Genomic DNA, 24689 nt, shown 5'->3' with positions numbered 1-24689 from the left:
ATACGAAGCGTGCATCGCCTCGATCACTCGTCCACGAAGGTCACGGTCTCGGCCAGGCTCGCACGCGACGTCCGGTAGCTGTTGACCTTGTGGGCATTGTCGGCATAGCCGAACGAGATACCGCAAACGATGCGGCGATCATCAGGCAAATTGAAATGGCGGCGGATCAGGCCGGAGTGGCGCGCGAGCGCCGCCTGCGGAATTGTGCCGAGCCCGAGCGCCTGCGCGACCAGCATGAAGTTCGAGACATAGGCGCCGCAATCGATCGCACCGTAGATGCCGAGCGGCTCGTCGGTATGGATGATGGCCACATGCGGCGCGCCGAAGAAATTGTAGTTCTCCAGCGCCTGCTTGGCATAGGCCATCTTGTCTCCGCGCGCGATGCCGAGCGTGTTGTAGAGCTGAAAACCGCTCTCGCGGCGGCGTTCGAGATAAGCGCCGAGATATTCGCGCGGCGGCGTGAAATCATAGTCGTCCCCGAGCCCGCCCGAAGCCTCCTTGTAGATCAGCTTGCGGAAACGCTCCTTGGCCTCGCCGCTGGCGATGACGACCTGCCAGGGCTGGCTGTTGCACCAGGACGCCGTGCGCTGGGCGGTGGTCAGCACGTGCTCGATCGTCGCGCGATCGACTTCCTTGGCCAGGAAGGCGCGCACCGAGTAGCGCTCGTTGAGCAGCTCTTCGAGCACGCCGATGCGGTTGTTATGATTGACTGCAGCGTCCATTGCTTAAGCTCGCTTTCGTGCCCCGGACGCGACGCAGCACGAAGTGATGCGGCGCTGAGGCGGGGCCCATTGTGGCCTGTCTATTATGGCTCTTGGGTCCCGGCTCGCGCTTCGCGCGTCCGGGACACGAGATGTCAACGCCCCTTGGTCGGAATCTTGTTGTACGGCACGTCCTTGTCCACGCGGATGTCGCCCGGCAATCCCAGCACGCGCTCGGCGATGATGTTGCGCAAGATCTCGTCGGTGCCGCCCGCGATGCGCATCGAAGGCGAGGACAGCAGCATCTGCTGGAACTGGCCCTGCACGGTCTCCTCGTCCGTGCCGGTGAGAACGCCGGCCGCGCCCTGGAGGTCCATGGCATAGGTTGCGATGTCCTGTAGCATCATGCCGGAGACGAGCTTGCCGATCGAATTTTCCGGTCCCGGCCGCTCGCCCTTGGACAGCGCCGAGATCGCGCGGTAGCTGGTGTATTTCAGCCCGCTCGACTTCACCGCCCAGCTCGCGAGTTTTGAGCGCACGGCGGGATCGTCGATGGCGAGGCCATCCTCCAGCATCAGGTTGGAGCAGAACTCGAACATCTCCGGGACGCCGGTCGCAAGCCGCGAGCCGATCGACATGCGCTCGTTCATCAGCGTGGTCAGCGACACGCTCCAGCCCTCGCCGATGGCGCCAAGACGCTGGCTGTCGGGAATGACGACGTCGGTGAAATAGACCTCGTTGAACTCCTGCATGCCGTTGGCCTGCTTGATCGGGCGCACCTCGACGCCGGGGCTCTTCATGTCCAGGAAGAACATGGTGAGACCTTTGTGCTTGGGCACATTGGGATCGGTGCGCGCGATCAAAAGTCCGTAGTCGGAATAGTGCGCACCCGAGGTCCAGATCTTCTGGCCGTTGACGACCCAATTGTCGCCCTTCTTCTCCGCGCGCGTGCGCAAGCCCGCGACGTCAGAGCCCGCTGATGGCTCGGAGAACAGCTGGCACCAGATCTCCTCGCCCGCGGCCAGCTTCGGCAAATGGCGCCGCTTGGCCTCCTCGCTGCCAAAAGCCATCACGGTTGGCCCGCACATGCCCTCGCCGATCTGGAACGGCTGCGTCAGCTTGCCATAGACGCCTTCCTCCTGCTGCCAGATCACGCGCTCGATCGGCGTCGCACCGCGGCCGCCATATTCCTTGGGCCAATGCAGGCAGGCCCAATTGCCTTCGGCCTTCTTCTTCTGCCAGGCCTTGCCGACATCGACGATGTCGTGGTTGGCCAGCCGGATGCGGCCGAGCGAGGATTTTGACAGCTCAGCCAAAAACTCCTTCGGCGCGTTGGCCTCGACCCATTTGCGCGCGGTCTCGCGGAAGGCGGCTTCCTGCGGGGTGTCGTCGAAATTCATGGCGGACCTCTTCGTTCTTGCTCTGTCTTAGTCCCTCATGGTGAGTGGCGCGCAGCGCCGTCTCGACCCACGAGGCCCCCGTTGGGCCTGCATCCTTCGAGACGCCGCGCTCCGCGGCTCCTCAGGATGAGGATCATCAGCCTCTTCCCTTCGTCAGGATCCTGTTGAACGGCACGTCCTTGTCGACACGGATGTCGCCGGGCAGGCCCAGCACCCGCTCGGCGATGATGTTGCGCATGATCTCGTCAGTGCCGCCTTCGACACGGGTTCCCGGCGCGCGCAGCAGCATCGCCTGGAAGCGGCCGGCGAGTTCGGAATCTTCGGCACCGCTGATCACACCGGCAGCGCCTTGCAGATCCAGCGCATAGGTCGCGACATCCTGGATCATGGAGCCCGCGACCAGCTTGCCAATGGAGTTCTCCGGTCCCGGACGCTCGCCCTTCGACAGCGCCGAGATCGCGCGCATGCTGGTGTATTTCAGTCCGCTCGCTTTCGCCGCCCAGCTCGCCAGCTTCGCGCGCACCGCGCGGTCCTCGATTGCCGGGCCATCGTCCAGCATCAGGCTGGAGCAATATTCGAACAGCTCGGGGAAGCCGGTCGAGACGGCCGCGCCGATCGCGCTGCGCTCGTTCATCAGCGTGGTCAGCGAGACGTTCCAGCCGTCACCGACCTCGCCGAGGCGCTGGTGATCGGGAATGCGGACGTTGGTGAAATAGACTTCGTTGAAGTCGGAAGCGCCGCTCGCCTGCTTGATCGGCCGCACCTCGACGCCAGGGCTCTTCATGTCCAGGAAGAACATGGTAAGGCCCTTGTGCTTGGGCACGGTCGGATCGGTGCGGGTGAGCAGAATGCCGTAATCGGAATAGTGCGCGCCCGACGTCCAGATCTTCTGGCCGTTGATCACCCAGTCATCGCCATCCTTCTCGGCGCGCGTGCGTAGGCCCGCAACGTCGGAGCCGCCGGCGGGCTCGGAGAACAGCTGGCACCAGACCTTTTCGCCGGAGGCGAGTGGCGGCAAATAGGCGCGCTTATGCTCCTCGCGCGCGAACGCCATCATGGTCGGCCCGCACATGCCGTGGCCGATGATGAACATGCGGGATAGCTGGCCGAACGGCCCTTCTTCCTGCTGCCAGATCACACGTTCGATCGGCGACGAACCGCGGCCACCATACTCCTTCGGCCAATGCAGGCAGGCCCAGCCGGCATCTGCCTTCTTCTTCTGCCAGGCCTTTGCCACTTCCAGAATGTTGGCGTTCTTCAATTGCGTGCGGCCGAGCGAGGACTTGCGAAGCTCCTCCTCGTACTGCTTGGGCGCATTTGCCGCGATCCAGGCGCGAGCCGTGGCGCGAAATTCGGCTTCTTGCAGAGTGTCGTCGAAGTTCATGACGTTGCCTTTCGCCTACGCCGCGTTCTTCTTGCGCATGCGGTCGATCAACTGGTCTTCCCAATAGGACAGGCTGCCGAGCCCGAGCGCCATCGCGTTGGCGCGGCGGTAGTACATGTGGCAGTCGAACTCCCAGGTGAAACCCATGCCGCCGTGAACCTGGATGTTGTTCTTGGCGCAGTGCTGGAACGCCTGCGTCGCGCTGATGCGGGCCGCGGCGGCGGCTTCCGGCAGCTCCGCGGCGTTGGTCGAGAGCGCCCAGGCGCCGTAATAGCTGTTGGAACGCGCCAGCGTTGCCGACACGTACATGTCCGCCAGCATGTGCTTGACGGCCTGGAACGAGCCGATCTGTCGCCCGAAGGCGATGCGGTCGAGCGCGTAGTCGCGGCCCATCTCCAGCGCGCGGTCGGAGCCGCCCACCTGCTCGAATGCGCAGAGCACCGCAGCGCGATCGAGCACTTGAGTCAAGATGCTCCAGCCTTCGCCGGCCGCGCCCAGGGGCTCGGCCTTGCAATCCCTGAAAGTGATCTCCGCCTGCCCGCGGGTCGGATCGAGATTGGTCAGGCTTTTCACCTCGACTCCGCCGGCCCTGAGATCGACAATGAACAAGGAGATGTCGCCGTCGCGTCCGCTCGATCCCGTGCGTGCCGCCACCACCGCGAAGTCGGCGATCGTACCATCGGCGACCGGCTTCTTGACCCCGTTGAGCACGCCATTCGCAGCCGTGAGCTTGACGTTCTTCGGTGACGGATTGCCCTTGCCCTCGAACAGCGCCAGCGTGCCGATCGCCTCGCCCGAGGCAATGGCCGGCAACCATTTTTTCTTCTGCGCGTCACTGCCCGCGATCAGCAGCGCTTCGGCAGCCAGGTAAACAGTCGAGGAGAACGGCACCGGTGCGTTCGCCCGGCCCATCTCTTCGGCGATCACGCAAAGTTCGAGATGACCGGCGCCGGCGCCACCAAAATCCTCGGGAATGGCGACGCCGAGAAAACCCATCTCGGCGAGGCCTTTCCACAGCTCCTTGTCGTACGGCACCTTGCCGTCGAGGACTGCGCGCACTGCCTTGGGTGGGCACTTCTCGGTGAGGAATTTGCGCGCCTGATCGCGGAGCTGCTTCTGGTCGTCGGAGAAATCGAAATTCATGGCGCGTATCCGTGTTGCTGATGTCGATTACTTGAGAATGATGACGTCCTGGTCAGGCTTGTCAGCATAGAGCCGCCCCACCAGCGCGGCACGACGTTCCAGGCCGGCGCGCTGGTTGATGTAGCCCTTGTCGGTGAGCTCGTTGCCGTCGATCGAAGGCGGTTCCGCCATCAGCATGGCGCGCGCGATGATGCGGCTGCTGGCGCCTTCGCACTCCCGGTTGTGAGCTTCCAGCCCGCGCCTGAAGCAAGCGATCACCTCGGGATGCGTCACTGCATCCTCGAAGCTGAGATCAGGCTTGCCGACGAGTTGACGGCAGGCATGCAGGTTCGGCCAGGCCAGCAAGCCGATGAAGGCGCGATCCTGCCCCGCGACCAGGGCATCATGCACGACGGGCGTCGCGGCGGCGATCGCATCGGTGCGCAGCGAGCCGACATGGACGAAGGTGCCGGTGGTCAGCTTGAAATCTTCGACCACCCGGCCGGCAAAGATGATGCCCTTCACCGGATCGGTGTCGTCGACGAAGATTCCGGCGTCGCCGATGCAATAAAAACCTTCCTCGTCGAACATCTTCTTCGTCAGGTCAGGCTGGCCGAAATAGCCCGGCGTGACGTTGACGCCGCGCAGACGCAGCTCGTATTTCGAGCCGAACGGCACCATCTTCAACTCGACGCCGGGGAACGGCAGGCCGATCAGGCCGACGCGCTCGGTGTCCCAATAGGTACCGGTCGATGTCGGCGCGGTCTCGGTCGAGCCCCAGCCGGTGTAGAACACGATGCGCTCGCCGGTGGTCTTCACGGCGAGAGCCTGCATGCGGTCGTAGAGGTCATCAGGCAGCCGCGCGCCGCCATAGGCCATGATCGAGAGATTCTTGAAGAAGGAGCGGCACAGCGCCTCGTCCTTCTCCATGGCGGCGGCGAGCGCGGCATAGCCGGCGGGGACGTTGGCGTAATAGGTCGGCGAGATCTCGCGCAGATTCCGGAGAGTCTCCTCGAACTGCCCCGGCATCGGACGGCCGTCATCGATATAGAGCGTGCCGCCATCGACCAGGATCGGGTGGAACGCCGCATTGCCGCCCATGGTGTGGTTCCAGGGCATCCAGTCCAGCATGGTCGAGATCGGACCGCCGGGATCGCGTGGCCGCACCTGCATCATCATGGCCGCATTGGCGCACATCATCGCTTGCGTGTTGATGACGGCCTTGGGCATGCCGGTCGAGCCTGACGTGAACAGCAGTTTGCCGACGGTCTCAGGCGTGATCTTCGCGATCGACGCTTCGACATCGGCAGTCACAGCTGTCGCCGCGAGCTCGGCAAAACTGACGCTCTCGATGCCATCGCAGGGCCGCAAGACGTGAACGATGGTGACGCCGGTGAGATCGAGCGCTTTCAGCGCCTTCTCGAAGGTCGGGCCGTCCTGCACCATCACCACGCCGGGCTTGATCAGGTCGAACAGGTATTTCAGCTTGACGTGATCATGGCTCATCAAGGAGTAGGCCGGCGAGACCGGCGCGGCCGGCACGCGCGCCTGCATCGCGGCCTGCGTCATCAGCGCGTGCTCGATCGAATTGCCGGAGAGGATTGTGACCGGGCGGCCGTCGAGCGCAAGGTTAAGCAGGCCTTGCGTCAGCGCATCCACGATGCGCTTGGCTTCGCCATAGGACAATTTGCGCCATTCGCGGTTCGGGCCACCGCGCTGGGCAAGCCAGATCCGCTCTGGCGCTTCCTTCGCCCATTTTGCCAGCGAAGCCGGAATATGCTTCTCGTAGGTCTGCAGCGGGATGCGCGACTTCAGCACCACCGTGCCGTCGTCGCGGCGCTCGACGTCGATGTCGCGCCCAAGCCACTTGACCTTGCGAAAGGCGGGTTTCGTCATCACCGCCGCCGCGCTTCCACTCATAGTGCGTCTCCCGGAATTTCTCGTCCTTTACGGATCTTCATTGTCAGCGCCTGATATAGACAGGCTTTCGCTTCTCAAGGAAGGCCCTGATGCCTTCCGAAAATTCCTCGGAGCGGCTGCACAGGACCTGGTTGTGATCCTCCATCGCGATTACGGCTTCCAGCGATCCGGCATCGACGCTCATGTTGAGACATTCTTTGGACAGGCGTAGGCCCACGGGCGAGGCCGTGATCATCGCGTCGACATAGGGTTCGGCGGCCTCATCGAGCTTGTCCTCGTCGACGACCTCGGAGACCAGCCCGACCGCGAGCGCCCGCTCGGCGCCGATGAAGCGTCCCGTGAGGATCAGCTCCGATGCCACGGTGACACCGACAAGGCGTGGAAGAAAATAACTGGTGCCAATGTCGCAGCCGCCAAGGCCGAGCTTGATGAAGGCGCAGTTCATCCGCGCCGATCTCGTCGCAATGCGGATGTCGGAGGCGAGCGCCAGCCCAAAGCCGCCGCCGGCCGCCGCGCCCTGTACCAGCGCGAGGATCGGCTGCGGACAGCGCCGCATCAGCATCACGATGTCGGCGATGCGCCGCTGCGAATCCAGCGACTCGGTGACATCAGGCGGCTCCTGCTGGCCGGCACGGCGCGCCATCGCCGCCTTGAGGTCGAGGCCCGCACAGAAATTCTTGCCGGCGCCCTTCAACACCACGACGCGCGTGTCGCGGTTGCGCTGAAGGCCTTGGAAGTAGACGTTGAGCGCGTCGATCAACGCAGGATCGAGCGCGTTGAGGTGTTCAGGACGATTGAGCGTCACGGTGTCGACGCCGTCATTGTGCTCGATCAGCAGCGGTTGGGACATGCGCGCGACTTCCTTCATCCGCAACGATGGTGCCGATTACTGCGCCCTCTCCCTTGTGGGAGAGGGCATGTACGTCACGCGCCGCGCATTCGCTCGGGTGAGGGGTCTGCCTCCACAGGTGAGATCGTGGAGAGAACCCCTCATCCGGCGCGCTCAGGAGCGCGCCACCTTCTCCCACAAGGGGAGAAGGAAAAAGAGCTCTACCGCGGCGCCATGCGGATCGCGCCGTCGAGGCGAATGGTTTCGCCATTGAGCATTGGGTTCTCGACGATGTGCACGGCCAGCGACCCGTATTCATTGGCGTCGCCGAGACGCGCGGGATGCGGCACCTGGGCACCGAGGCTCTTGCGGGCCTCTTCGTTCAAGCCCATCAGCAGCGGCGTCAGGAATAGCCCGGGGGCGATGGTGTTGACGCGGATCTTCTGGCTCGCGAGGTCGCGCGCGGCCGGCAGCGTGAGACCGACGACGCCGCCCTTCGACGCTGCATAGGCGATCTGGCCGATCTGGCCTTCGTAAGCCGCGACCGAAGCAGTGTTGACGATGACGCCGCGCTCTTCACCGACCGGCTCGATCGTGACCAAGCGCTCGGCGAACAGACGCAGGCAGTTGAACGTGCCGATCAAATTGACGTTGATGATGCGCGCGAACTTTTCCAGCGGGTAGACTCCATCGCGGCCGACGATGCGCTGCGAGCCGCCGATGCCGGCGCAGTTCATCAGCACGCGCGCGACGCCGTGCGCGGCTTCCGCATTGGCGATCGCCGCCTTGATCTGCTCCTCGCTGGTGACGTCGGCATGAAGCGCGATGCCCTTCACTTCGGCGGCGACCTTCTCGGCGTTTTCCTTGCTCTGGTCGATCACGCCGATCTTGGCGCCCTTGGCGGCCATGGCGCGGGCGGTCGCGGCACCAAGGCCCGACCCGCCGCCGGTGATGAGAACGGCTACGTCTTTCAACTGCATCGCTTGTACCTTTCCTCGAACCTTTTCCTTGGGCGTTTCTTCTCTAGACTTCTGCGTTCTGGCCGGATCATCCGGCCGCGGCGGCTTCCTCGATATTCGTGAGAATGCCGCCGCAGATCAGCGTTTCCATGTGCTTGATATATTGCCGGCAGACGTCGTCGGTGACCGGGCCGACGCCGGTCGCGCGTGACATCGCGTGCCGGCCGAAGAACAAATGATCGCAGGCGCCGATCAGGCTGGTGTAGAACAGCACGGGATCGGTGGCGCGGAATTCGCCCTGACTGACACCTTCGGCGAGCAGGCGGCGATGGAAATCCAGCAGCGGTGCGACGAAGAATTTCGAGACTTCGTCCGCGGAGCCCGCGACGCTCTCGTGCAGCAGATAGTGAATCAACCGGTTCATGTAGGGAAACCGGTGATAGGCGCGGATGATGCCGCCGATGTGCAGCTTCAGCTTCGCGGTCGGCGTGATCGGCTGCGCCAGCAGATATTCCAGGTTGGACAGTTCCGTTCCTGCGTCGCGCTCGAGCAGCGCCAGCAGCAGGCCGTCCTTGTTGCCGAAGTGATATTTGACCAGCGCGGCGTTGGCGCCGGACTTCTGGGCGATGTCGCTCAGGGAAATCTCGATCGAGGAGCGTTCGATCATCAGCTCGCTCGCGGCCACGAGCAATTTCTCTGCCGTGGAATTCTTTCCGCTGGGGAGCCTGTTCGGTACGCTGGTAGTCACGGAGATCCCTGATTTTGGCGGAAGAGCGGCCGCAGATAAGCCCAAGCAGCGCCTCCCCACAAGAGTTAATTGATCGATTGACTAAACAACCGGTCGCCCCTTAAATCCCGCCCCGACAACCAACCGTTCAAAATAATCCAGGGAGAAACCGACATGGCCGAGGCTTATATCGTCGCCGCTGCGCGTACCGCCGGTGGGCGCAAGGGGGGCCGCCTCGCCGGATGGCATCCGGCCGATCTCGCCGCGAAGGTGCTGGACGAGTTGGTCGACCGCACCAAGGTCGATCCCGCGCTGGTCGAGGATGTGATCATGGGCTGCGTCATGCAGGTCGGCGAGCAGTCCAACAACGTGGCGCGCAACGCCATCATGGCCTCGAAACTGCCGGAGAGCGTGCCGGGCACCTCGATCGACCGCCAATGCGGCTCGTCGCAGCAGGCGCTGCATTTTGCTGCGCAGGCCGTTATGTCGGGCGCGATGGACGTGGTGATCGCCGCCGGCGTGGAATCGATGACGCGCGTGCCGATGGGCCTGTCGTCGCAGCTTCCCGCCAAGAACGGCTTTGGCAATTACAAGAGCCCGGGTATCGAGCAGCGTTATCCCAACATCGTGTTCAGCCAGTTCACCGGCGCCGAGATGATGGCCGAGAAGTACGGCCTCTCCAAGGATGAGCTCGACGAGTACTCCTACAACAGTCATCAGCGCGCGATCGCGGCGACGCAGGCCGGCCGTTTCAAGACGGAGATCGTGCCGCTTGAGATCACCCGCGCCGACGGCTCCAAGGACACCCACCACATCGACGAGGGCATCCGCTTCGACGCCACACTCGACGGCATCAAGGGCGTCAAGCTGATCGCCGAGAATGGCAAGCTCTCCGCGGCCAGCGCCAGCCAGATCTGCGACGGCGCTTCCGGCGTGATGGTGGTGAACGAGCGTGGCCTGAAGCAGCTCGGCGTGAAGCCGCTGGCGCGCGTCCACCACATGACCATGATGGGTGGCGATCCCGTGATCATGCTCGACGCACCGCTGCACGCCACCAAGCGCGCGCTGGAGAAGGCCGGCATGGCGATCGACGACATCGACCTGTTCGAGGTCAACGAGGCCTTTGCCTCGGTGCCGACCGCGTGGCTGAAGACCACCGGCGCCGATTCGGAACGTCTCAATGTCAATGGCGGCGCCATCGCGCTCGGCCATCCGCTCGGCGGCTCCGGCACCAAGCTGATGACGACGCTGGTGCATGCCTTGCATCAGCGCGGCAAACGCTATGGCCTGCAGACCATGTGCGAAGGCGGCGGCATGGCGAATGTGACGATCGTGGAGCGGCTGTAAGCCCTCTCGTGTCCCGGACGCGCTGCAGCGTGAAACGCTGCGGCGCAGAGCCGGGACCCATGCCTCACAATGGACCCCGGATATCCGGGGAACGTTACTCCCAGCCGCGTAAACAGAGACATGACACACCCCTCCATCCACGCCCGCGCCACACCCGACAAGATCGCCTATCAAATGGCCGGGACCGGCAAGGCGATTACCTATCGCGAGCTCGACGAGCTCTCGAACCAGGGCGCGCACCTGTTCCGCTCGCTCGGGCTGAAGGCCGGCGACCACATCGCGCTGCTGATGGAGAACCGCCTCGCCTTTATGGAGATCTGCTGGGCTGCGCAACGCAGCGGGCTCTATTACACCGCGATCAGCCGCTATTTAAAGCAGGACGAGATCGACTACATCATCGCCGATTGCGGCGCCAAGGTCGTGATCACGACACCGAAATGTGCCGACCAGATCAAGACGCTGATCAAGGGTGCGCCCGGCGAGCCGGTCTTCTACATGATGGACGAGCCGCAAGCCGGCTTCCGCTCCTACGACAAGGAAGCCGCCGCACAGCCGACAACCCCGATTGCCGACGAGGTTGCCGGCTATGACATGCTGTATTCGTCGGGCACCACGGGCCGGCCCAAGGGTATCAAGAAGGCTTTCGAGGGCAAGCCGATCGACGAGCCGAACGCGTTTCTGCGCGTGCTCTGCGCCAGCATGTGCGGCATGAACGCCGAGACTATTTATCTCTCACCGGCACCGCTCTATCACGCCGCTCCCTTGCGCTTCAACATGATGGCTGTCCTGCTCGGCGGCACCTCCATCATCATGGAGCACTTTGACGCCGAAGATTTCCTGAAACTGGTCGAAAAGTACAAGGTGACCCAGGCGCAGCTGGTGCCGACCATGTTCGTGCGCATGCTGAAGCTGCCGAACGAGGTCCGTAACCGCTACGAAGTCTCGACACTGAAGGGCGCGATCCACGCCGCCGCCCCCTGCCCGGTCGAGGTCAAGGCCAAGATGATCGAATGGTGGGGGCCGATCCTGATCGAATATTACGCGGGCTCCGAAGGCAACGGCGTCACCGTCTGCAACTCGAAAGAATGGCTGGAGCACCGCGGCAGCGTCGGCCGCGCCGTGGTCGGCAAGATCAAGATTCTGGACGAGAACGATGAGGAGCTGCCGACGGGCGAGATCGGCACGGTCTATTTCGCCGATGCGCCGGTTTTCGCCTATCACAACGATCCCGAGAAGACGAAGAAGGCCTATAACGCAAAAGGCTGGTCGACGCTCGGCGACGTCGGCTATCTCGACAGGGATGGCTTTCTCTTTCTCACCGACCGCAAGTCCTACATGATCATCTCGGGCGGCGTGAACATTTACCCGCAGGAGACCGAGGACGTGCTCATCACCCACCCCGAGGTCGCCGACGTCGCCGTGTTCGGTGTGCCGAACGAGGAGATGGGCGAAGAGGTCAAGGCGGTGGTGCAGCCGCACGATCCCAAGCGCGCCGGCAAGGAGCTCGAGGCCGACCTGATCGCCTATTGCAGGAGCCGCCTCTCGACGATCAAATGCCCGCGCTCGATCGATTTCGAAGCCGAGCTGCCGCGCACGCCCACTGGGAAGCTGGTGAAGCGGCATTTGCGCGACAAATATTGGCCGATGGCGGCGGCGAAGATCTAGCCAGCGGCGTCATCGCCTCAATCAAACAAGCTCGGCGTGTGGTTCACCAGCGCGCCTTCGATCTCCAGCATCTTCAGCTTCGTCACCACGCCGCCATTCGCGGAGAAGCCGCCGGGCTTGTTGCCGGCCGCCAGCACGCGATGGCAGGGCACGACGATCGGGCACGGGTTGCGGCCGAGCGCCTGGCCCACGTCGCGCGACAGCTCGACACCGCCGAGTTGCTTGGCGATGTCGCCATAGGTGACGGTCTTGCCCGGCGGAATGGTGCGGGCGATCGCGTAGACCCCGCGGTTGAAGTCGGGCACGCCATCGAGATCGAGCGGGATGTCGGTGAGGTCATCCGGCTCGCCCGCGAGCAGTTTTGTGATGCGGTCGATCGCCTGCTGTACTTCGGCGGTCGGCGCGGCTTCGCTGGCATCGGCATGGCGCTGGCTGATGCGGGTGCGGATCTTCTGCTCACCGCCCATCGGCAGTTGCGTGCCGTTGATGCCGCGCGGACCCCAGGCAATGGCGCAAAGGCCGATCTTGCTGTCGAAGAGGGCAAAATGCTGGTCGGTCATAACTTCGTCCTTGGCTTGCGTTCCCCTCGCATGCCCCAATGTGAACTGAGCTCAAATCTAGACTTGGAAATAGTTGCGATCCACCCGGTTTCCGGGAATCTTGCACAGGAGTTCCGCCTTCCCTGTTTGCGAGCCCAGAATGCAAAGCCTCCACGTCAACGGATACGACATGCCCTATCTCGACGTGGGCGAAGACCGAGGGCGGCCGCCGCTGGTCTGCGTGCATGGTTCGCTCAACGACTTTCGTGTCTGGGGCTGCGTGCTCGGTCCGCTGTCCCAGCGGCACCGGCTGATGGCCGTCAGCCTGCGGCACTTCTTCCCCGATCGCTGGGATGGCGTTGGCGACACCTATTCGATCGCCCAGCATGTCGACGACGTCATCGCCTTCATCGAGGAGCTCGACCTCGGCCCGGTTGATTTGATGGGCCATTCCCGCGGCGGGCACATCTGCTTCCGCGTGGCGCAGCGGCGGCCGGACCTGCTCCGGCGGCTGGTGCTGGCCGAGCCCGGCGGGGAGCTCGACGCGAGCCTCGATCCAGACTATGCCGGCGGCCCCTCGCCGTTGCTGGCGCGGTTCACGGCCTCGGCCGAGAAGATCGCGGCCGGCGACATCGACGGGCGGCCTTGCAGTCTTCGTCGACACGCTGGAAGGGCCCGGCACCTGGCCGCGGCTGCCGGGCCTGGTGAAGCAGAATCTGCGTGACAACGCCTTCACGCTGATCGGCCAGGTCCGCGACAACCGCCCGCCGTTCTCGAGGGCCGACGCGGAGTCCATCAGGATGCCGACGCTGTTCATCCTGGGCGCGCGGACCAAGGGCCTGCTGCCGAAAGTGCTGCATGCGCTCGCGGCGCATGTGCCGTATTCCAGGACGGCGGTCATCCCAAACGCAACGCACCCGATGTTCGAGCAGGCGCCGCAGAAATTCTCCGAACTGGTGCTGGATTTTCTGGCGGGCTGATCATGCAGACACTTCGCGTCAATGGTTACGACATGGCCTATCTCGAAGTGGGCGAGGGGCCGCCGCTGGTCTGCGTGCACGGCACGCTCGGCGATTTCCGCACCTGGTACTCCGTGCTCGGTCCGCTGTCGAAATCGCATCGCGTGATCTCGGTCAGCCTGCGGCATTTCTTTCCCGAACATTGGGATGCCGTCGGCGACGATTACAAGATGGCCCAGCACGTCGCTGACGTGATCGCTTTCATCGAGCAGGTCGAACCCGCGCCGGTCGATCTGATGGGCCATTCGCGCGGCGGTCACATCGCCTTTCGCGTGGCGCAGGCGCGGCCCGATCTGTTGCGAAAGCTGGTGCTTGCAGAACCCGGCGGCGATCTCGATGCGAGCCTGCCGGTGCCCGCAGGCACGCCCGCGCACCCGCCGCTGGCGGCGCGCACGGCGCGCTCGGTCGAGATGATCCGCGCCGGCGACATCGAGGGCGCGCTGCAGAACTTCTACGAAGGCATCGAAGGCGACGGCTCGTGGCGGCGCGTGCCGGCGGCGGCGAAGCAGCAATTGCGCGACAACGCGATCACCTTCCTCGGCCAGATCAACGAGCAGCGCAGGCCCTACACGCTCGCGGACGCGCAGGCGATCACGACCCCGACACTCCTGATCGGCGGCGGGGCGACGACAGGGAGCCTGTCGGTGGTGTGGCGTGTGCTGGCCGAGCACATCACCGGGGCGAAGACAGCCGTGATCCCCAATGCCGGCCACTGGATGTTCGAGCAGGCGCCCCTGGAGTTCGGCGAGGCGGTGGACGCGTTTTTGGCGGAGTAAGTGGCCTCACACTCTTTTTTCCTCAAAAACAACCCCATGCACAGTAGCTGAGCCCAGCAATATCAATGACTTAGGTGGCGCGAAATGAGGCTGGACGCCCCCTTGGCCGCGCTTGACGCCCTTATCCCCTCGCCGTATCCTTGAATACAGAATTCCGTATTCCCTCTCATGGTCTCGGAGCTGCCGGCGTGATCCCTCTCGACCCGCTTCCGAACTTGATCGACCAGGTCTATGCGCGGATCCTGGAGGCGATCTCCGACCGCACGCTGCAGCCCGGCCAGCGCATCCGGCAGAACGAGCTCGCCGACAGGCTCGGCGTATCGCGCCAGCCGGTGTCGCATGCGCTGCACCTGTTGCACCGGCAGGGACTTGTCGCCGAGAGCGGCCGGCGCGGCTTTGAAGTCACCCAGCTCGATCCCGCACGCATCCGCCAGCTCTACGAGGTGCGCGGCGCAATCGATGCCTTGGCGGCGCGGCTGGCAGCGGAGCGCGCAGGCGATGCGGCGGGACGCGCGCGGCTGGAGGCGGCGCTCGCCGCCGGACGCGGGATCGATGGCAAGACCACGCTCGCCGAGCTGATCGCGCTCGACGTCGCGTTTCATCGCGCGATCTATCGGCTCGCCGGCAATCCCGTGATCGAGGAGACGATTACGCCGCAATGGCCCCATATGCGCCGCTCGATGGCGACGGTGCTGTCGGAGCTCGATTATCGCGGCAGCGCCTGGGCCGAGCATGCCGACATTGCCGGACATATTCTCGCAGGAGATGCGAAGGCGGCCGAACGTGCGGCGCTTGCGCACGCGCAGACGGCGGGACGGATGACTGAGGAGAGATTGAGGGCGACGGAAGAGGCGGCGGCGTAGCGACCGCCACTGCCAAGACGTGGATGGCCGGCCAAGACGAGCGACAACAAATCAAAACAGGAGGACGCGCCGTGAAACTGTCCCAGGAGCAATTGGAGTTCTTCCACCACGAGGGCTGGCTGTTCCTGCCCGAACTGTTCAGTCCGGAGGAGGTCGATCTCCTCGCGCGCGAGGCGGTCGGCATCTATGACACGAACCGGCCGGAAGTCTGGCGCGAGAAGAGCGGCGCGCCACGCACCGCCTTTGCCGCGCATCTCTACAACGAGGCGTTCGGCATTCTGGGTGCTCATCCGCGCATGATCGGCCCGGTCGAGCAGCTGTTCGGCGAGCAGGTCTACATGCACCAGTTCAAGATCAACGCGAAATCCGCCTTCACCGGCGATGTCTGGCAATGGCACCAGGATTACGGCACCTGGAAGCGCGACGACGGCATGCCCGAGCCGCGCGCGATGAACATCGCGATCTTCCTGGACGAGGTGATGCCGATCAACGGCCCGCTGATGCTGGTACCGCAGAGCCAGAACGCCGGCGACCTCAAGGCCTCGCATGACCTCGCGACGACCTCCTATCCGCTGTGGACGCTGGACGAGGAGACCGTGACGCGGCTGGTCAAGCAGGGCGGCATCGTTGCGCCGACGGGAAAGCCCGGCGGCATGCTGATGTTCCACGGCAATCTCGTGCACGGCTCGGCCGGCAACATCACGCCCTATCCGCGCAAGATCGTGTACCTGACGCTGAACGCGGTTTCGAATTACATCCGTACCCCGACGCGGCCGGAGTACATCGCGCATCGCGATTTTGCGCCGATCAAGACGGTGGAGGACGACGCACTGGTGCGGCTCGCCCGTGCGCCGCGGCAGGCGGCGGAGTAGGACACTCTCGTGCCCCGGACGCAGCGCAGCGCGAAGCGGTGCGCTGCAGAGCCGGGCCCATACCACACGGATAGTTTTCTTTCTGGGTGCCGGCTCTGCGGAGTAGCGCCATAGTGCGTCGAAGACGCGCGTGAACGCGCTTATGGCGCTGCACCGCGTCCGGACCACCATACTTGATCGGGTAACAACATGAACCTCTTCCGCCTCCTCCAGGCCCGCGCTGCCGCCGGCAAGCCCGTCCGTGTGGCGCTGATCGGCGCCGGCAAATTCGGCTCGATGTTCCTGGCGCAGGTGCCGCACACGACGGGGCTGGAGGTACCCATCATCGTCGACATCGATCGCGACCGCGCGCGCGAGGCCTGCCGCACGGTGGGCTGGAGCGCCGAGCGGATCGCCGCCACCGTCTTCACCGATGATGGCGCGCGCGCCATCGCCGGCGGCGCGATGGACGTGGTGGTGGAGGCGACCGGCAATCCCGCCGTCGGCATCAAACACGCCCGCGCGGCGATCGCGGCCGGCAAGCATATCGTGATGGTCAATGTCGAGGCCGACGTGCTTGCCGGTCCGCTGCTCGCCCAGGAAGCCCGCAAGGCCGGCGTGGTCTACTCGCTCGCCTATGGCGACCAGCCGGCGCTGACCGCGGAAATGGTGGATTGGGCGCGCGCCACCGGTTTTCATGTGGTTGCCGCCGGCAAAGGCACAAAATATCTGCCGGCCTATCACGACGTGACGCCCGACAGCGTCTGGCAGCATTACGGGTTGACCGCGGGCGAGGCGCAATCGGCCGGGATGAATCCGCAGATGTTCAACTCGTTCCTCGACGGTACCAAATCGGCGATCGAGATGGCCGCGATTGCGAACGCCTGCGGACTGGACGTGCCTGCGGAGGGCCTGCTGTTTCCACCCTGCGGCGTCGACGACCTGCCGCATATCATGCGGCCGGGCAGCAAGGGCGGCGTGCTGGAGCGATCGGGCGTCGTGGAGGTGGTCTCCTCGCTCGAGCGCGATGGAAGGCCGGTGTTTCGCGATCTGCGCTGGGGCGTCTACGTCGTGCTGGAGGCGCCGAACGACTACGCCGCCGACTGCTTCAGGCAATACGGCCTCAAGACCGACGGCAGCGGACGGTACGCGGCGATGTACAAGCCCTACCATTTGATCGGCCTCGAGCTGAACATCTCGGTGCTGTCGGCCGCGCTGCGGGGCGAGCCGACCGGGCAGCCCCATGGTTTCCGCGGCGACGTCGCCGCCGTGGCAAAACGCAATCTGCGCGCCGGCGAGATGTTGGACGGCGAAGGCGGCTACACGGTGTGGGGCAAGCTGTTGCCGGCGGCCGCGAGCCTCAAGGCCGGCGCGCTGCCTATCGGGCTGGCGCATCGCGTGAGGCTGAAGCACGACGTCGCCCATGGCGAGATCGTGCGCTGGAGCGATGTCGAGTTCGACGCGGGCAACGAGACGATCAGGACGCGGAAGGCCATGGAAGCGGCGTTCATTAGCGCAGAGTAGCACTACTTTGGCAGAATGTGTTTTCGCCGCTGTTTTTCAAGGATTTGCTTTCGGCAATATGGGCACTGCTGGGGCGGCGGCCGAAGGATGAGATCGACGATGGCGTGACGTACGGCGGGCATAGTCGGTTGAGGCGGAGGCCCGTTGATTCTTTTTTTTTCGCCCCGCGTTTGCGAGGCGACGATGTTGCAGGAAGGCGTAGGCAATCATTGTCATAAGGGCGTGGCGATGAAGACCTTGCCATGATCGCCCTTCGAAGTGATCAAGTCCAAGTTCCTCCTTCAACTGTTGATGCGCCTGCTCACAAATCCACCGTGCCTTGATGGTGGCGGCCAGCGTGCGCAGATCCGTCGTCGCCGGAAGATTGGCGAGATAGTATTTCTTCTCCCCGGAGGCACGTTGCTCGCCAATGAGCCAGGCTTCGTCGCCTGGGAGATGCTGCTGACCTTTATCCCATATCCGCTGCGGAGGGCCGTCGGCGGTGCGGACACGGAGAGCAGCAAATCGGGCTTTGAGCCGACCTTTCGTCCCGCTGCGCCAACTCACGGTTTTCCATTTGGCGCTGGCCAGCATTTGTTCTGCCGCAATCGATAAGATATCGGGCACGTGGTGCTTTCGTGGTTTGCCACGGGCTTTGGTGATCGGCCAAATGAGCTTCACATCGACCGGATACACTTTCTGGTGCCGAGGGATACCGACCGCCCAGGCCAGCCCGCGCTCTGTTAGCCCTTGTCGAAACGGCGCGCTGAGGCCGTATCCTGCATCCGCCAGCACACATCCAAAGCGTATGTTGGCTGCCATCGCGCGGTCAATCTCGGCCAAAGCGATCTCCGGCTTGGACCGCGGCGTTCGGTGTTCGACTGGCACGCGAGCGCGCTTCAAGCGAGGCATGTCGCTTGTCCAGCTGTCAGGCAGAAAGAGACGTAACGCGACCATCACGGGCACTTCCCCGCGCGCAAGCGTTAAAGACACCAGCGTTTGGCAATTTGCAGTTTTACCGAGAGCCGACGCGTATTGAGCCGCAACACCGACCGATCGCTCACCCTTTTTCGGCAGTGAGGTGTCATCAATAACCAGCACCGCATCCCTGCCGCCGACAAGTCGGTCCGCCTGGTTGAGCAGCTCTGTCTCTAGCGGCGTCGCGTTCCAGACGCCGTCCGCAATGAAATGGTGCAACTGGTCGTAGTTGCTCGTGGCAAGGCGTTCCGCCATCGGCTGAACGCTCTTGCGATCGCCAGGACCGATCAATCCCGCAACATATAGAGGACACATCCGCTGTCGGGTCTTATGACCCAGCCGGTCCAAGAACGGCATCAGCCAGCGTTCGAGTTCGTCTTCCCATCCCGGCATGGTCAGCCCTCCAAGAGCCGACCACCCATGAATCATTGAACAATTGATTCGGGAATCCTATAAATCGCGGCAAAATCAACAATCTGCCAAAGTAGTGGTAGGCCCTGTACTCATAAAATCGAGATTTATTGGTGCGGACTGAGCGATGTCCGCTGACCGCCACATGTGCGCGACAGAGGGGCGAACATGCTCTGCTGAGTTCCGCCGCCTTCACCAGTCCATTGATTTCAGTGGCAACCATGGCAAGGTAGCTCGCGCGGCACAACCAGTTGGACGCATGATGATGGTGGGCTCGGTCGTCAATGAAGATCGGCTCGCGAAAGAAAGTTTTTCTTTTGGGCCCTTTGAATTAATCCCGGAGCGGAGACGTCTAGAAAAATCGGGTGTACCACTTCAGTTGGGCGCCCGTAGCTTGGACATCCTTACAGTTCTTGTCGAGCATGCTGGCGAAGTTGTCAGCAAGAAGACTCTGCTAGCTCGGGTTTGGGCCGGCGTCACCGTCGACGAGGGTAGCCTTAGATTTCATATGGCGGGCTTGCGCAAGGTGCTCGGCGATGGAGAGGCCGGAGCGACGTATGTCACGACCGTGCCAGGACAAGGGTATAGCTTCGTGGCGCCTGTCTCACGAACGCTCAAGCCTGTTGCTGAAATCGCAAAATCGGGTCGACGCTCAACATTTCCGAATCGCCTTGGCAGGATGATTGGCAGGGACGACGCCGTGCAAGCGATCTCCTCGCATCTTATGGCCGAACGATTCGTGTCCATTGTCGGTCCGGGCGGGATCGGAAAAACAACTCTGGCAATATCTGTCGGCCACCAACTCACTACAGAGTTTGCCGATCTGGTTCACCTTATTGACCTGGGCTCACTTTCTGATCCGCATCTCGTGGCGGGTACGATCGGCTCGGCGCTCGGACTTGCCGTTGACGATCGCGATCCTATCCCCGGCCTTCTGGCCGCACTGCGAGACATCCGAGTTTTGCTGGTGCTCGATAGCTGCGAGCGTGTGATTGAGGCGGCTTCTGCGCTGGCAGAAACCATCTTCGAGGAAACGCCGCAAGTTTACATCTTGGCAACAAGCCGTGAAACCTTGCGGGTCAGAGGCGAGCACGTTCATTGGATAGCTCCCCTCGAGTTTCCGCCTGAGGGTCCCAATGCACGAGAGGCGATGGCATACGCTGCAGTACAGCTTTTTGTCGAACGCGTTACAGCAAGTCAGCCTCAGTTCATACTCAACGACGTCGATGCACCGGTCGTGGCCGAGATCTGCCGAAAGCTCGACGGAATCCCCCTCGCAATCGAACTCGCAGCTGGTCGTGTGGGCGCTTACGGAGTCCATGACGTTTTGCGGCTCCTCGACCACAAGTTCGAGCTCTGGCGAGGCCGGCGAACGGCGTTGCCGCGACACCAGACTCTGGCTGCAACGCTCGACTGGAGCTACGATCTTTTGCCGGAGCTTGAGCAGATTATCCTGCGCCGACTATCTGTTTTCGTTGGGCCGTTTACGATCGAGGCTGCCTTCGCGATCGCGGCCGGAGATGATTTGGACGATTCGCAGGTGATCGAGTCCGTTGCCAGTCTTGCCGCCAAGTCACTTCTGACAGCGAACGCTCGTCTCGCCATCCCGCTATACCGATTGCTGGATACCACCCGCGGGTATGTGCAGGAAAAGTTGGCCAGAAGCGATGATGCAAACCTCGTTGCTCGCCGTCATGCTGTCTATCATTTAACTTTATTCGAGCGGATTGGGGTCGAGCTGTCCGGTTTCCGGAAGAGCGAAAATGCGTCTGCCTCCAAGCTCGTTCGGTCCCTGAAAGGGGCAGGAAGCAACAATCTGACCGAAGCATCGGTTGCCACTAATGGTCGGCCGATCGATGAGATCCGCGTTGCCCTCGACTGGGCGCATGGCAAGTCTGGTGATTCGCTGCTAGCGCTCGACCTCACGGCCGCTGCCGCACCGGTCTGGATTCATCATATGCTCATAGACGAATGTCGGGAGCGGACAGAGCAAGCGGTTTTCCAAATCGACGAAAAGCTGGGTCGTGACGCGCGCCGGGAGCTCCGCCTCTTCTTCACTTTGGCGGTTGCGCATATGGAATCGACCGGGGACGCTGCGATCATCGACGATGCGTGGTTGCGTGTATCCCGATTGGCTGAAGAACTGGACGACAACGAATATCAGCTGAGGAGCTTATGGGGTCTCTGGATAGGGCGATACCTAAGAGGCGATTTCCCCGGTGCACTGCAGATCGCCGAAAAATTCGTCAACCTGCCTGATGGCGCTATCGATGTCGCTGATCGTTTCGTCGGAGAGCGGATTTTGGGAGTGACGCGGCACATTCTAGGGGACCAAGCCGGCGCCCGGCGACATCTGGAAAAAATGCTGGCAGGCTACGTCGCGCCGCCATGGCAAATGCACGCCCTGCGATATCAGTTTGATCAACATGTGGCTGCCCGAACGTACTACAGCCAAACGCTTTGGTTGTTGGGTTTTCCGGACCAGGCAGCCGCGGTCGGCAAACACGCCTTCGATCATGCGACGGCACTTGGACACGATTTTTCTCTTCTCTATGCGATTGCCTTCGGCGCTTGCCCTCTAGCGCTTGAGATCGGCAATTTTGATGCTGCGGAAGCGCTCATCTCAACTATGCTTCATCGAGAAGCGACGTTCAGAGCAATGGGAGTATGGGGCCGCTGTTATGCGGGTATTCTGGAGATGAAGGGTGGCCACACCGCTGCGGGCCTTGCCCTGCTTCGCGAAGGCTTGAATGGCTTCCCCCCGACCGGCTTTCAAAGCCGCTATTTATTCCTTCTGGGCAATCTCGCACTCGGTGAGTCTGATATCGGCGATCACCGCGGAGCCAATACAACGATCGAAAGGGCGCTGGCTCAATCGGAAAGGAACGAGGACCGCTGGTTCGTCGCTGAACTGCTGCGCATCAAGGGTATCCTGGCGCTCAATCAAGGTGGCGCGGAGGCGCTCGTGTCGGCCGAAGCGCACCTCAATCACTCTCTCGAGTGGTCACGCCGCCAAGGCGCAATATCCTGGGAGCTCAGGACGGCGACAACTCTGGCATCCCTGATGCAGAAGCAGTCGCGTATCGGTGAGGCACGGGAGCTGCTAGCGCCCCTTTACGTTCGTTTCTCCGAGGGACTTGCCACTGCAGATTTAGTCAAAGCTCGTTCTCTGCTGACATTGTTGAACGAGCCAACCTAGCTTGGATCAATAAGGATTCGCAGCGTGATAGAGCCAATGCACGCCAGCCGCTACGAGAAAGAAGATGCCACGCCCACTCACCCCCGCAGAGCGTGATCTGGTTGCCTTTATTCTAGGTCAGCATTCGCCCTTGCAGGACCATTTTGGGCTCGTCGAGGAAATGAACGACGGTGGGATGGGTAGCCTTCTCTTTGTCGGCGCGGCAGATCGGCGTTTCGGCCGATGTATTGGCGAATGCGAATTCGACGATGCCGATGGAGTGCTGGTGTCGGTCGCGCTGAACCTCGGCCAGCGCGACGAGTTGTTTGAACTTGATCTGTGGAAAGTCGACTTTTCGCCGCTACAGAGGATCGCCGTCCTAGGTGATGTCCGTCCCTCACGGTGGTTGCGACACACGCTCAGATAAGCCAGATCTGAAGCCGTTCGAACCGGCTCGGCCAGCGGACCGCTCCGGGTCACAGTCTGACCTGGGCAACGATCCCGGACGTATCCGCTTTGGCTCTCGGTCAGGGAAGCAGTCGCTCTTGCTTTGCCTGCCTGAACCACTTCCGGAACATGTCTTCCGTATCCATCATCTCGGTGAAGCCGGCGCGGTTGATCTTCACGGTCGAGACGATCGAGGGCGGACCGGATTCGGTGTGGCCATAGCGCAGGCTGTAATCGGCGTATTGGAACGAGAGGCCGACGAATTCGGCCAGCGCAGGCGATGCTAGGTCGTGCTTGCGCCGCAGCGCATCCCAGGGAGCGACCCAGCTCGGGAATTCCCTCGCGAGCGACAGCGGGACCGGCCTGCCCGGCTTCATCTCCAGTGCATCGGCGACCGCAGGCCAGATGTTCTCCCAGGTAAAGACGTCGCCATTGGTCACATTGAAGGCCTCGTTGCGCGCGGCCTCGGCCTCGCCCGACCAGGCGATGGCGCGGGCGAGAAGATCGACGTCGACGGCCTGCCCCACCCGCGGAGCGCCGCCGGGGTAGTCGAGCGGCCTGCCCTGCTCGCGCAGCATCGCGGCATAGACGCCGAGCGGCGGGATCAGGTCCATGGCGCCGCCCATGGCGAGACCGACGATCAGCACCGGCCGCAGGATGCTCCAATGCCAAGCCTTGCCGGTTTGGAGGTCGCGCAAGAAGTTTTCCTGCGCCCAGTAGAAGTTGGGCTGCTCGTACATTTCGGAGCGGCCTTCGCGGGCCGGCACGGTCAAGGGGCGAACGTGGACACCATAGGCCTTGGTGCCCTGCAGCAGGGCGACGTGCCTGAGGCCGGGCGCCACAGGCTCGAGCGCACCCATCAAATTGCGCAGCATCAAATCGTTGGTCTTGATTTGCTGCGGGTCGCGCCAGCCGTCGACGAGCTGCGGCGCCTCGTAGAGCGCGGCGTAGATCAGATGCGTTGCGCCGCTCAGTTCCGAGGCGGCACGCCCGCAATCCGCTGCGCTGGTCAGGTCGATCGGTACATGACGGGCACCGTAGAGGTCGCGCGGCTTCCGCCGGGACAGGGCAATGACATCGCACCCGCCCGAGACGCCGAAGTGTCGCAACGCGGCATTGCCGACGAGACCGCTCGCTCCGGCGACCACGATTTTCTTGCCCGTCATGCGCGAGCCTCCCTAGTTTTTGAATGACCGAATAGCAGATCGCTTGCAGGCCCGACTTGCGTCAGGCCGGCGTTCGCACCTGCGAGGCGCCCATGAGACTTGATTCCGGCGAAGCGCCCGGTCATCCTCGCCGCGGAACCGCAACGATCGGAATTCCATCTTCGAGTGCCCGCAAGGGCCGTTCGGAAACGCCACAACGTCTCAACAGACAACGTCGAGCGTCGACGAAGACAAGACGACACCAAGATCGGTCCCTGGTCGAAGCATCGACTTAACGGAGGGAAGCGCATGGAACGTCGTAAATTCCTGACGGCAGGCGGATTGGGCCTCGCCGCCAGTGCCGTCGCTGCGCCGGCGATCGCGCAGTCGATGCCCGAGATCAAATGGCGATACGCCGCGAGCTGGCCGAAGGCGCTGGATACGCTCTACGGCGGCTGCGAGTATTTCGCCAAGCGCGTTGCCGAGATCACCGACAATCGTTTCCAGATCCAGCCATTCGCCGCCGGCGAGATCGTGCCGGGCCTGCAGGTGCTCGACGCCGTCGCCAACGGAACGGTGGAGATGGGCAACACCGCGCTGTATTATTACTGGGGCAAGAACCCCGCCTTCACGTTCGGCACGTCGCTGCCGTTCGGCTTGAACACGCGCCAGCATATTTCATGGCTGCAGTGGGGCGGCGGCCAGGACCTGATCAACAACCTGCTGAAGGAATACAACGCCATCGGCATTCCGACCGGATCCACCGGCGCGCAGATGGGTGGCTGGTTCCGGAAGGAGATCAAGTCGATCGACGATCTCAAAGGGCTGAAATTCCGGGTCGGCGGCTTTGCCGGCACGATCATCGCCAAGGTCGGCGGCGTACCGCAGCAGATCGCGGCGGGCGACATCTATCCGGCGCTGGAGA

General features: G+C 63.0%; 20 protein-coding genes and 1 pseudogene (1 of these 21 cut by a window edge). 10 read left to right on the top strand and 11 right to left on the bottom strand.

Annotated elements, in window-relative coordinates:
* Window positions 1-23: 23 nt before the first annotated feature.
* The 8 genes from IVB07_RS04350 to IVB07_RS04315 form a co-directional block, all read right to left on the bottom strand.
* The gene (locus IVB07_RS04350; protein ID WP_018453292.1) at window positions 24-722 is read right to left on the bottom strand and encodes a nitroreductase; all 699 of its coding nucleotides are present in this window, start codon (window positions 720-722) and stop codon (window positions 24-26) included.
* Between the two features lie 134 nt (window positions 723-856).
* A complete protein-coding gene (locus IVB07_RS04345; RefSeq protein WP_018453291.1) occupies window positions 857-2101 on the bottom strand; it encodes an acyl-CoA dehydrogenase in 1245 nt (414 codons plus the stop codon).
* A gap of 136 nt (window positions 2102-2237) precedes the next feature.
* Window positions 2238-3485: an acyl-CoA dehydrogenase gene (locus tag IVB07_RS04340; protein ID WP_018453290.1), complete on the bottom strand. Its 1248-nt coding sequence runs from the start codon at window positions 3483-3485 to the stop codon at window positions 2238-2240.
* A gap of 15 nt (window positions 3486-3500) precedes the next feature.
* A complete protein-coding gene (locus tag IVB07_RS04335) occupies window positions 3501-4628 on the bottom strand; it encodes an acyl-CoA dehydrogenase family protein (RefSeq protein WP_018453289.1) in 1128 nt (375 codons plus the stop codon).
* 27 nt (window positions 4629-4655) lie between these two features.
* The gene (locus IVB07_RS04330) at window positions 4656-6527 is read right to left on the bottom strand and encodes an AMP-binding protein (protein ID WP_018453288.1); all 1872 of its coding nucleotides are present in this window, start codon (window positions 6525-6527) and stop codon (window positions 4656-4658) included.
* Between the two features lie 43 nt (window positions 6528-6570).
* On the bottom strand, window positions 6571-7377 hold the full coding sequence (locus IVB07_RS04325; protein WP_247767497.1) for an enoyl-CoA hydratase/isomerase family protein: 807 nt from the start codon (window positions 7375-7377) through the stop codon (window positions 6571-6573).
* A gap of 200 nt (window positions 7378-7577) precedes the next feature.
* Window positions 7578-8336 carry an SDR family NAD(P)-dependent oxidoreductase gene (locus IVB07_RS04320; RefSeq protein ID WP_018453286.1) on the bottom strand — a complete coding sequence of 253 codons (759 nt, stop codon included), beginning with the start codon at window positions 8334-8336 and terminating at the stop codon, window positions 7578-7580.
* Between the two features lie 67 nt (window positions 8337-8403).
* Window positions 8404-9006 (bottom strand): TetR family transcriptional regulator, encoded by a 603-nt coding sequence (locus IVB07_RS04315; protein ID WP_018453285.1) that lies wholly within the window; start codon window positions 9004-9006, stop codon window positions 8404-8406.
* Between the two features lie 210 nt (window positions 9007-9216).
* Here IVB07_RS04315 and IVB07_RS04310 point away from each other — a divergent pair, with 210 nt between their 5' ends.
* Window positions 9217-10389, top strand: coding sequence for an acetyl-CoA C-acetyltransferase (locus IVB07_RS04310; RefSeq protein ID WP_018453284.1), 1173 nt, complete (start codon window positions 9217-9219; stop codon window positions 10387-10389).
* 120 nt (window positions 10390-10509) lie between these two features.
* Window positions 10510-12054 carry an acyl-CoA synthetase gene (locus tag IVB07_RS04305; RefSeq protein ID WP_026232503.1) on the top strand — a complete coding sequence of 515 codons (1545 nt, stop codon included), beginning with the start codon at window positions 10510-10512 and terminating at the stop codon, window positions 12052-12054.
* A gap of 17 nt (window positions 12055-12071) precedes the next feature.
* Here IVB07_RS04305 and IVB07_RS04300 read toward each other — a convergent pair whose 3' ends face one another.
* Complete coding sequence (locus IVB07_RS04300) at window positions 12072-12614, bottom strand: methylated-DNA--[protein]-cysteine S-methyltransferase (protein WP_018453282.1); 543 nt, start codon at window positions 12612-12614, stop codon at window positions 12072-12074.
* Between the two features lie 139 nt (window positions 12615-12753).
* Between IVB07_RS04300 and IVB07_RS04295 the strand changes: the two are divergent.
* From IVB07_RS04295 to IVB07_RS04275, 5 genes and pseudogenes are all read left to right on the top strand, one after another.
* A pseudogene (locus tag IVB07_RS04295) lies at window positions 12754-13573 on the top strand (alpha/beta hydrolase).
* 2 nt (window positions 13574-13575) lie between these two features.
* A complete protein-coding gene (locus IVB07_RS04290; protein WP_247767496.1) occupies window positions 13576-14388 on the top strand; it encodes an alpha/beta hydrolase in 813 nt (270 codons plus the stop codon).
* A 188-nt stretch (window positions 14389-14576) separates the two neighbouring features.
* The gene (locus IVB07_RS04285; protein ID WP_018453281.1) at window positions 14577-15251 is read left to right on the top strand and encodes a GntR family transcriptional regulator; all 675 of its coding nucleotides are present in this window, start codon (window positions 14577-14579) and stop codon (window positions 15249-15251) included.
* 71 nt (window positions 15252-15322) lie between these two features.
* On the top strand, window positions 15323-16123 hold the full coding sequence (locus tag IVB07_RS04280) for a phytanoyl-CoA dioxygenase family protein (protein WP_018453280.1): 801 nt from the start codon (window positions 15323-15325) through the stop codon (window positions 16121-16123).
* Window positions 16124-16312: 189 nt separating this feature from the next.
* Complete coding sequence (locus IVB07_RS04275; protein WP_018453279.1) at window positions 16313-17626, top strand: Gfo/Idh/MocA family oxidoreductase; 1314 nt, start codon at window positions 16313-16315, stop codon at window positions 17624-17626.
* A gap of 36 nt (window positions 17627-17662) precedes the next feature.
* Here IVB07_RS04275 and IVB07_RS04270 read toward each other — a convergent pair whose 3' ends face one another.
* Window positions 17663-19012, bottom strand: a complete 1350-nt coding sequence (locus IVB07_RS04270) for an IS701 family transposase (protein ID WP_247284244.1) — start codon at window positions 19010-19012, stop codon at window positions 17663-17665.
* Window positions 19013-19121: 109 nt separating this feature from the next.
* Between IVB07_RS04270 and IVB07_RS04265 the strand changes: the two genes are divergently transcribed.
* Both IVB07_RS04265 and IVB07_RS04260 read left to right on the top strand, forming a co-directional pair.
* On the top strand, window positions 19122-22193 hold the full coding sequence (locus tag IVB07_RS04265; RefSeq protein WP_247767495.1) for a winged helix-turn-helix domain-containing protein: 3072 nt from the start codon (window positions 19122-19124) through the stop codon (window positions 22191-22193).
* 64 nt (window positions 22194-22257) lie between these two features.
* Window positions 22258-22599, top strand: coding sequence for a hypothetical protein (locus tag IVB07_RS04260; RefSeq protein WP_026232500.1), 342 nt, complete (start codon window positions 22258-22260; stop codon window positions 22597-22599).
* 100 nt (window positions 22600-22699) lie between these two features.
* Here IVB07_RS04260 and IVB07_RS04255 read toward each other — a convergent pair whose 3' ends face one another.
* Window positions 22700-23785, bottom strand: coding sequence for an NAD-dependent epimerase/dehydratase family protein (locus IVB07_RS04255; RefSeq protein ID WP_018453276.1), 1086 nt, complete (start codon window positions 23783-23785; stop codon window positions 22700-22702).
* Window positions 23786-24073: 288 nt separating this feature from the next.
* Between IVB07_RS04255 and IVB07_RS04250 the strand changes: the two genes are divergently transcribed.
* Window positions 24074-24689, top strand: partial view of an ABC transporter substrate-binding protein gene (locus IVB07_RS04250; protein ID WP_018453275.1) — the 5' portion only. The gene runs 473 nt beyond the window's last position; the window shows 616 of its 1089 coding nt (coding positions 1-616); the start codon lies at window positions 24074-24076; its stop codon lies beyond the right edge, outside the window.

The organism is Bradyrhizobium sp. 172 (assembly GCF_023101065.1).
GTDB classification, from domain to species: domain Bacteria; phylum Pseudomonadota; class Alphaproteobacteria; order Rhizobiales; family Xanthobacteraceae; genus Bradyrhizobium; species Bradyrhizobium canariense_D.
This window is presented reverse-complemented; position numbering and strand designations above follow the sequence as displayed.

Excerpts from the sequence above, each read along its gene's own strand:
- IVB07_RS04270 (WP_247284244.1), bottom strand. The coding sequence starts at position 19,012 with ATGATTCATGGGTGGTCGGCTCTTGGAGGGCTGACCATGCCGGGATGG.
- IVB07_RS04310 (WP_018453284.1), top strand. The coding sequence starts at position 9,217 with ATGGCCGAGGCTTATATCGTCGCCGCTGCGCGTACCGCCGGTGGGCGC.
- IVB07_RS04335 (WP_018453289.1), bottom strand. The coding sequence starts at position 4,628 with ATGAATTTCGATTTCTCCGACGACCAGAAGCAGCTCCGCGATCAGGCG.
- IVB07_RS04305 (WP_026232503.1), top strand. The coding sequence starts at position 10,510 with ATGACACACCCCTCCATCCACGCCCGCGCCACACCCGACAAGATCGCC.
- IVB07_RS04260 (WP_026232500.1), top strand. The coding sequence starts at position 22,258 with ATGCCACGCCCACTCACCCCCGCAGAGCGTGATCTGGTTGCCTTTATT.
- IVB07_RS04325 (WP_247767497.1), bottom strand. The coding sequence starts at position 7,377 with ATGTCCCAACCGCTGCTGATCGAGCACAATGACGGCGTCGACACCGTG.
- IVB07_RS04340 (WP_018453290.1), bottom strand. The coding sequence starts at position 3,485 with ATGAACTTCGACGACACTCTGCAAGAAGCCGAATTTCGCGCCACGGCT.
- IVB07_RS04330 (WP_018453288.1), bottom strand. The coding sequence starts at position 6,527 with ATGAGTGGAAGCGCGGCGGCGGTGATGACGAAACCCGCCTTTCGCAAG.
- IVB07_RS04275 (WP_018453279.1), top strand. The coding sequence starts at position 16,313 with ATGAACCTCTTCCGCCTCCTCCAGGCCCGCGCTGCCGCCGGCAAGCCC.
- IVB07_RS04265 (WP_247767495.1), top strand. The coding sequence starts at position 19,122 with ATGTCCGCTGACCGCCACATGTGCGCGACAGAGGGGCGAACATGCTCT.
- IVB07_RS04300 (WP_018453282.1), bottom strand. The coding sequence starts at position 12,614 with ATGACCGACCAGCATTTTGCCCTCTTCGACAGCAAGATCGGCCTTTGC.
- IVB07_RS04320 (WP_018453286.1), bottom strand. The coding sequence starts at position 8,336 with ATGCAGTTGAAAGACGTAGCCGTTCTCATCACCGGCGGCGGGTCGGGC.
- IVB07_RS04255 (WP_018453276.1), bottom strand. The coding sequence starts at position 23,785 with ATGACGGGCAAGAAAATCGTGGTCGCCGGAGCGAGCGGTCTCGTCGGC.
- IVB07_RS04350 (WP_018453292.1), bottom strand. The coding sequence starts at position 722 with ATGGACGCTGCAGTCAATCATAACAACCGCATCGGCGTGCTCGAAGAG.
- IVB07_RS04290 (WP_247767496.1), top strand. The coding sequence starts at position 13,576 with ATGCAGACACTTCGCGTCAATGGTTACGACATGGCCTATCTCGAAGTG.
- IVB07_RS04345 (WP_018453291.1), bottom strand. The coding sequence starts at position 2,101 with ATGAATTTCGACGACACCCCGCAGGAAGCCGCCTTCCGCGAGACCGCG.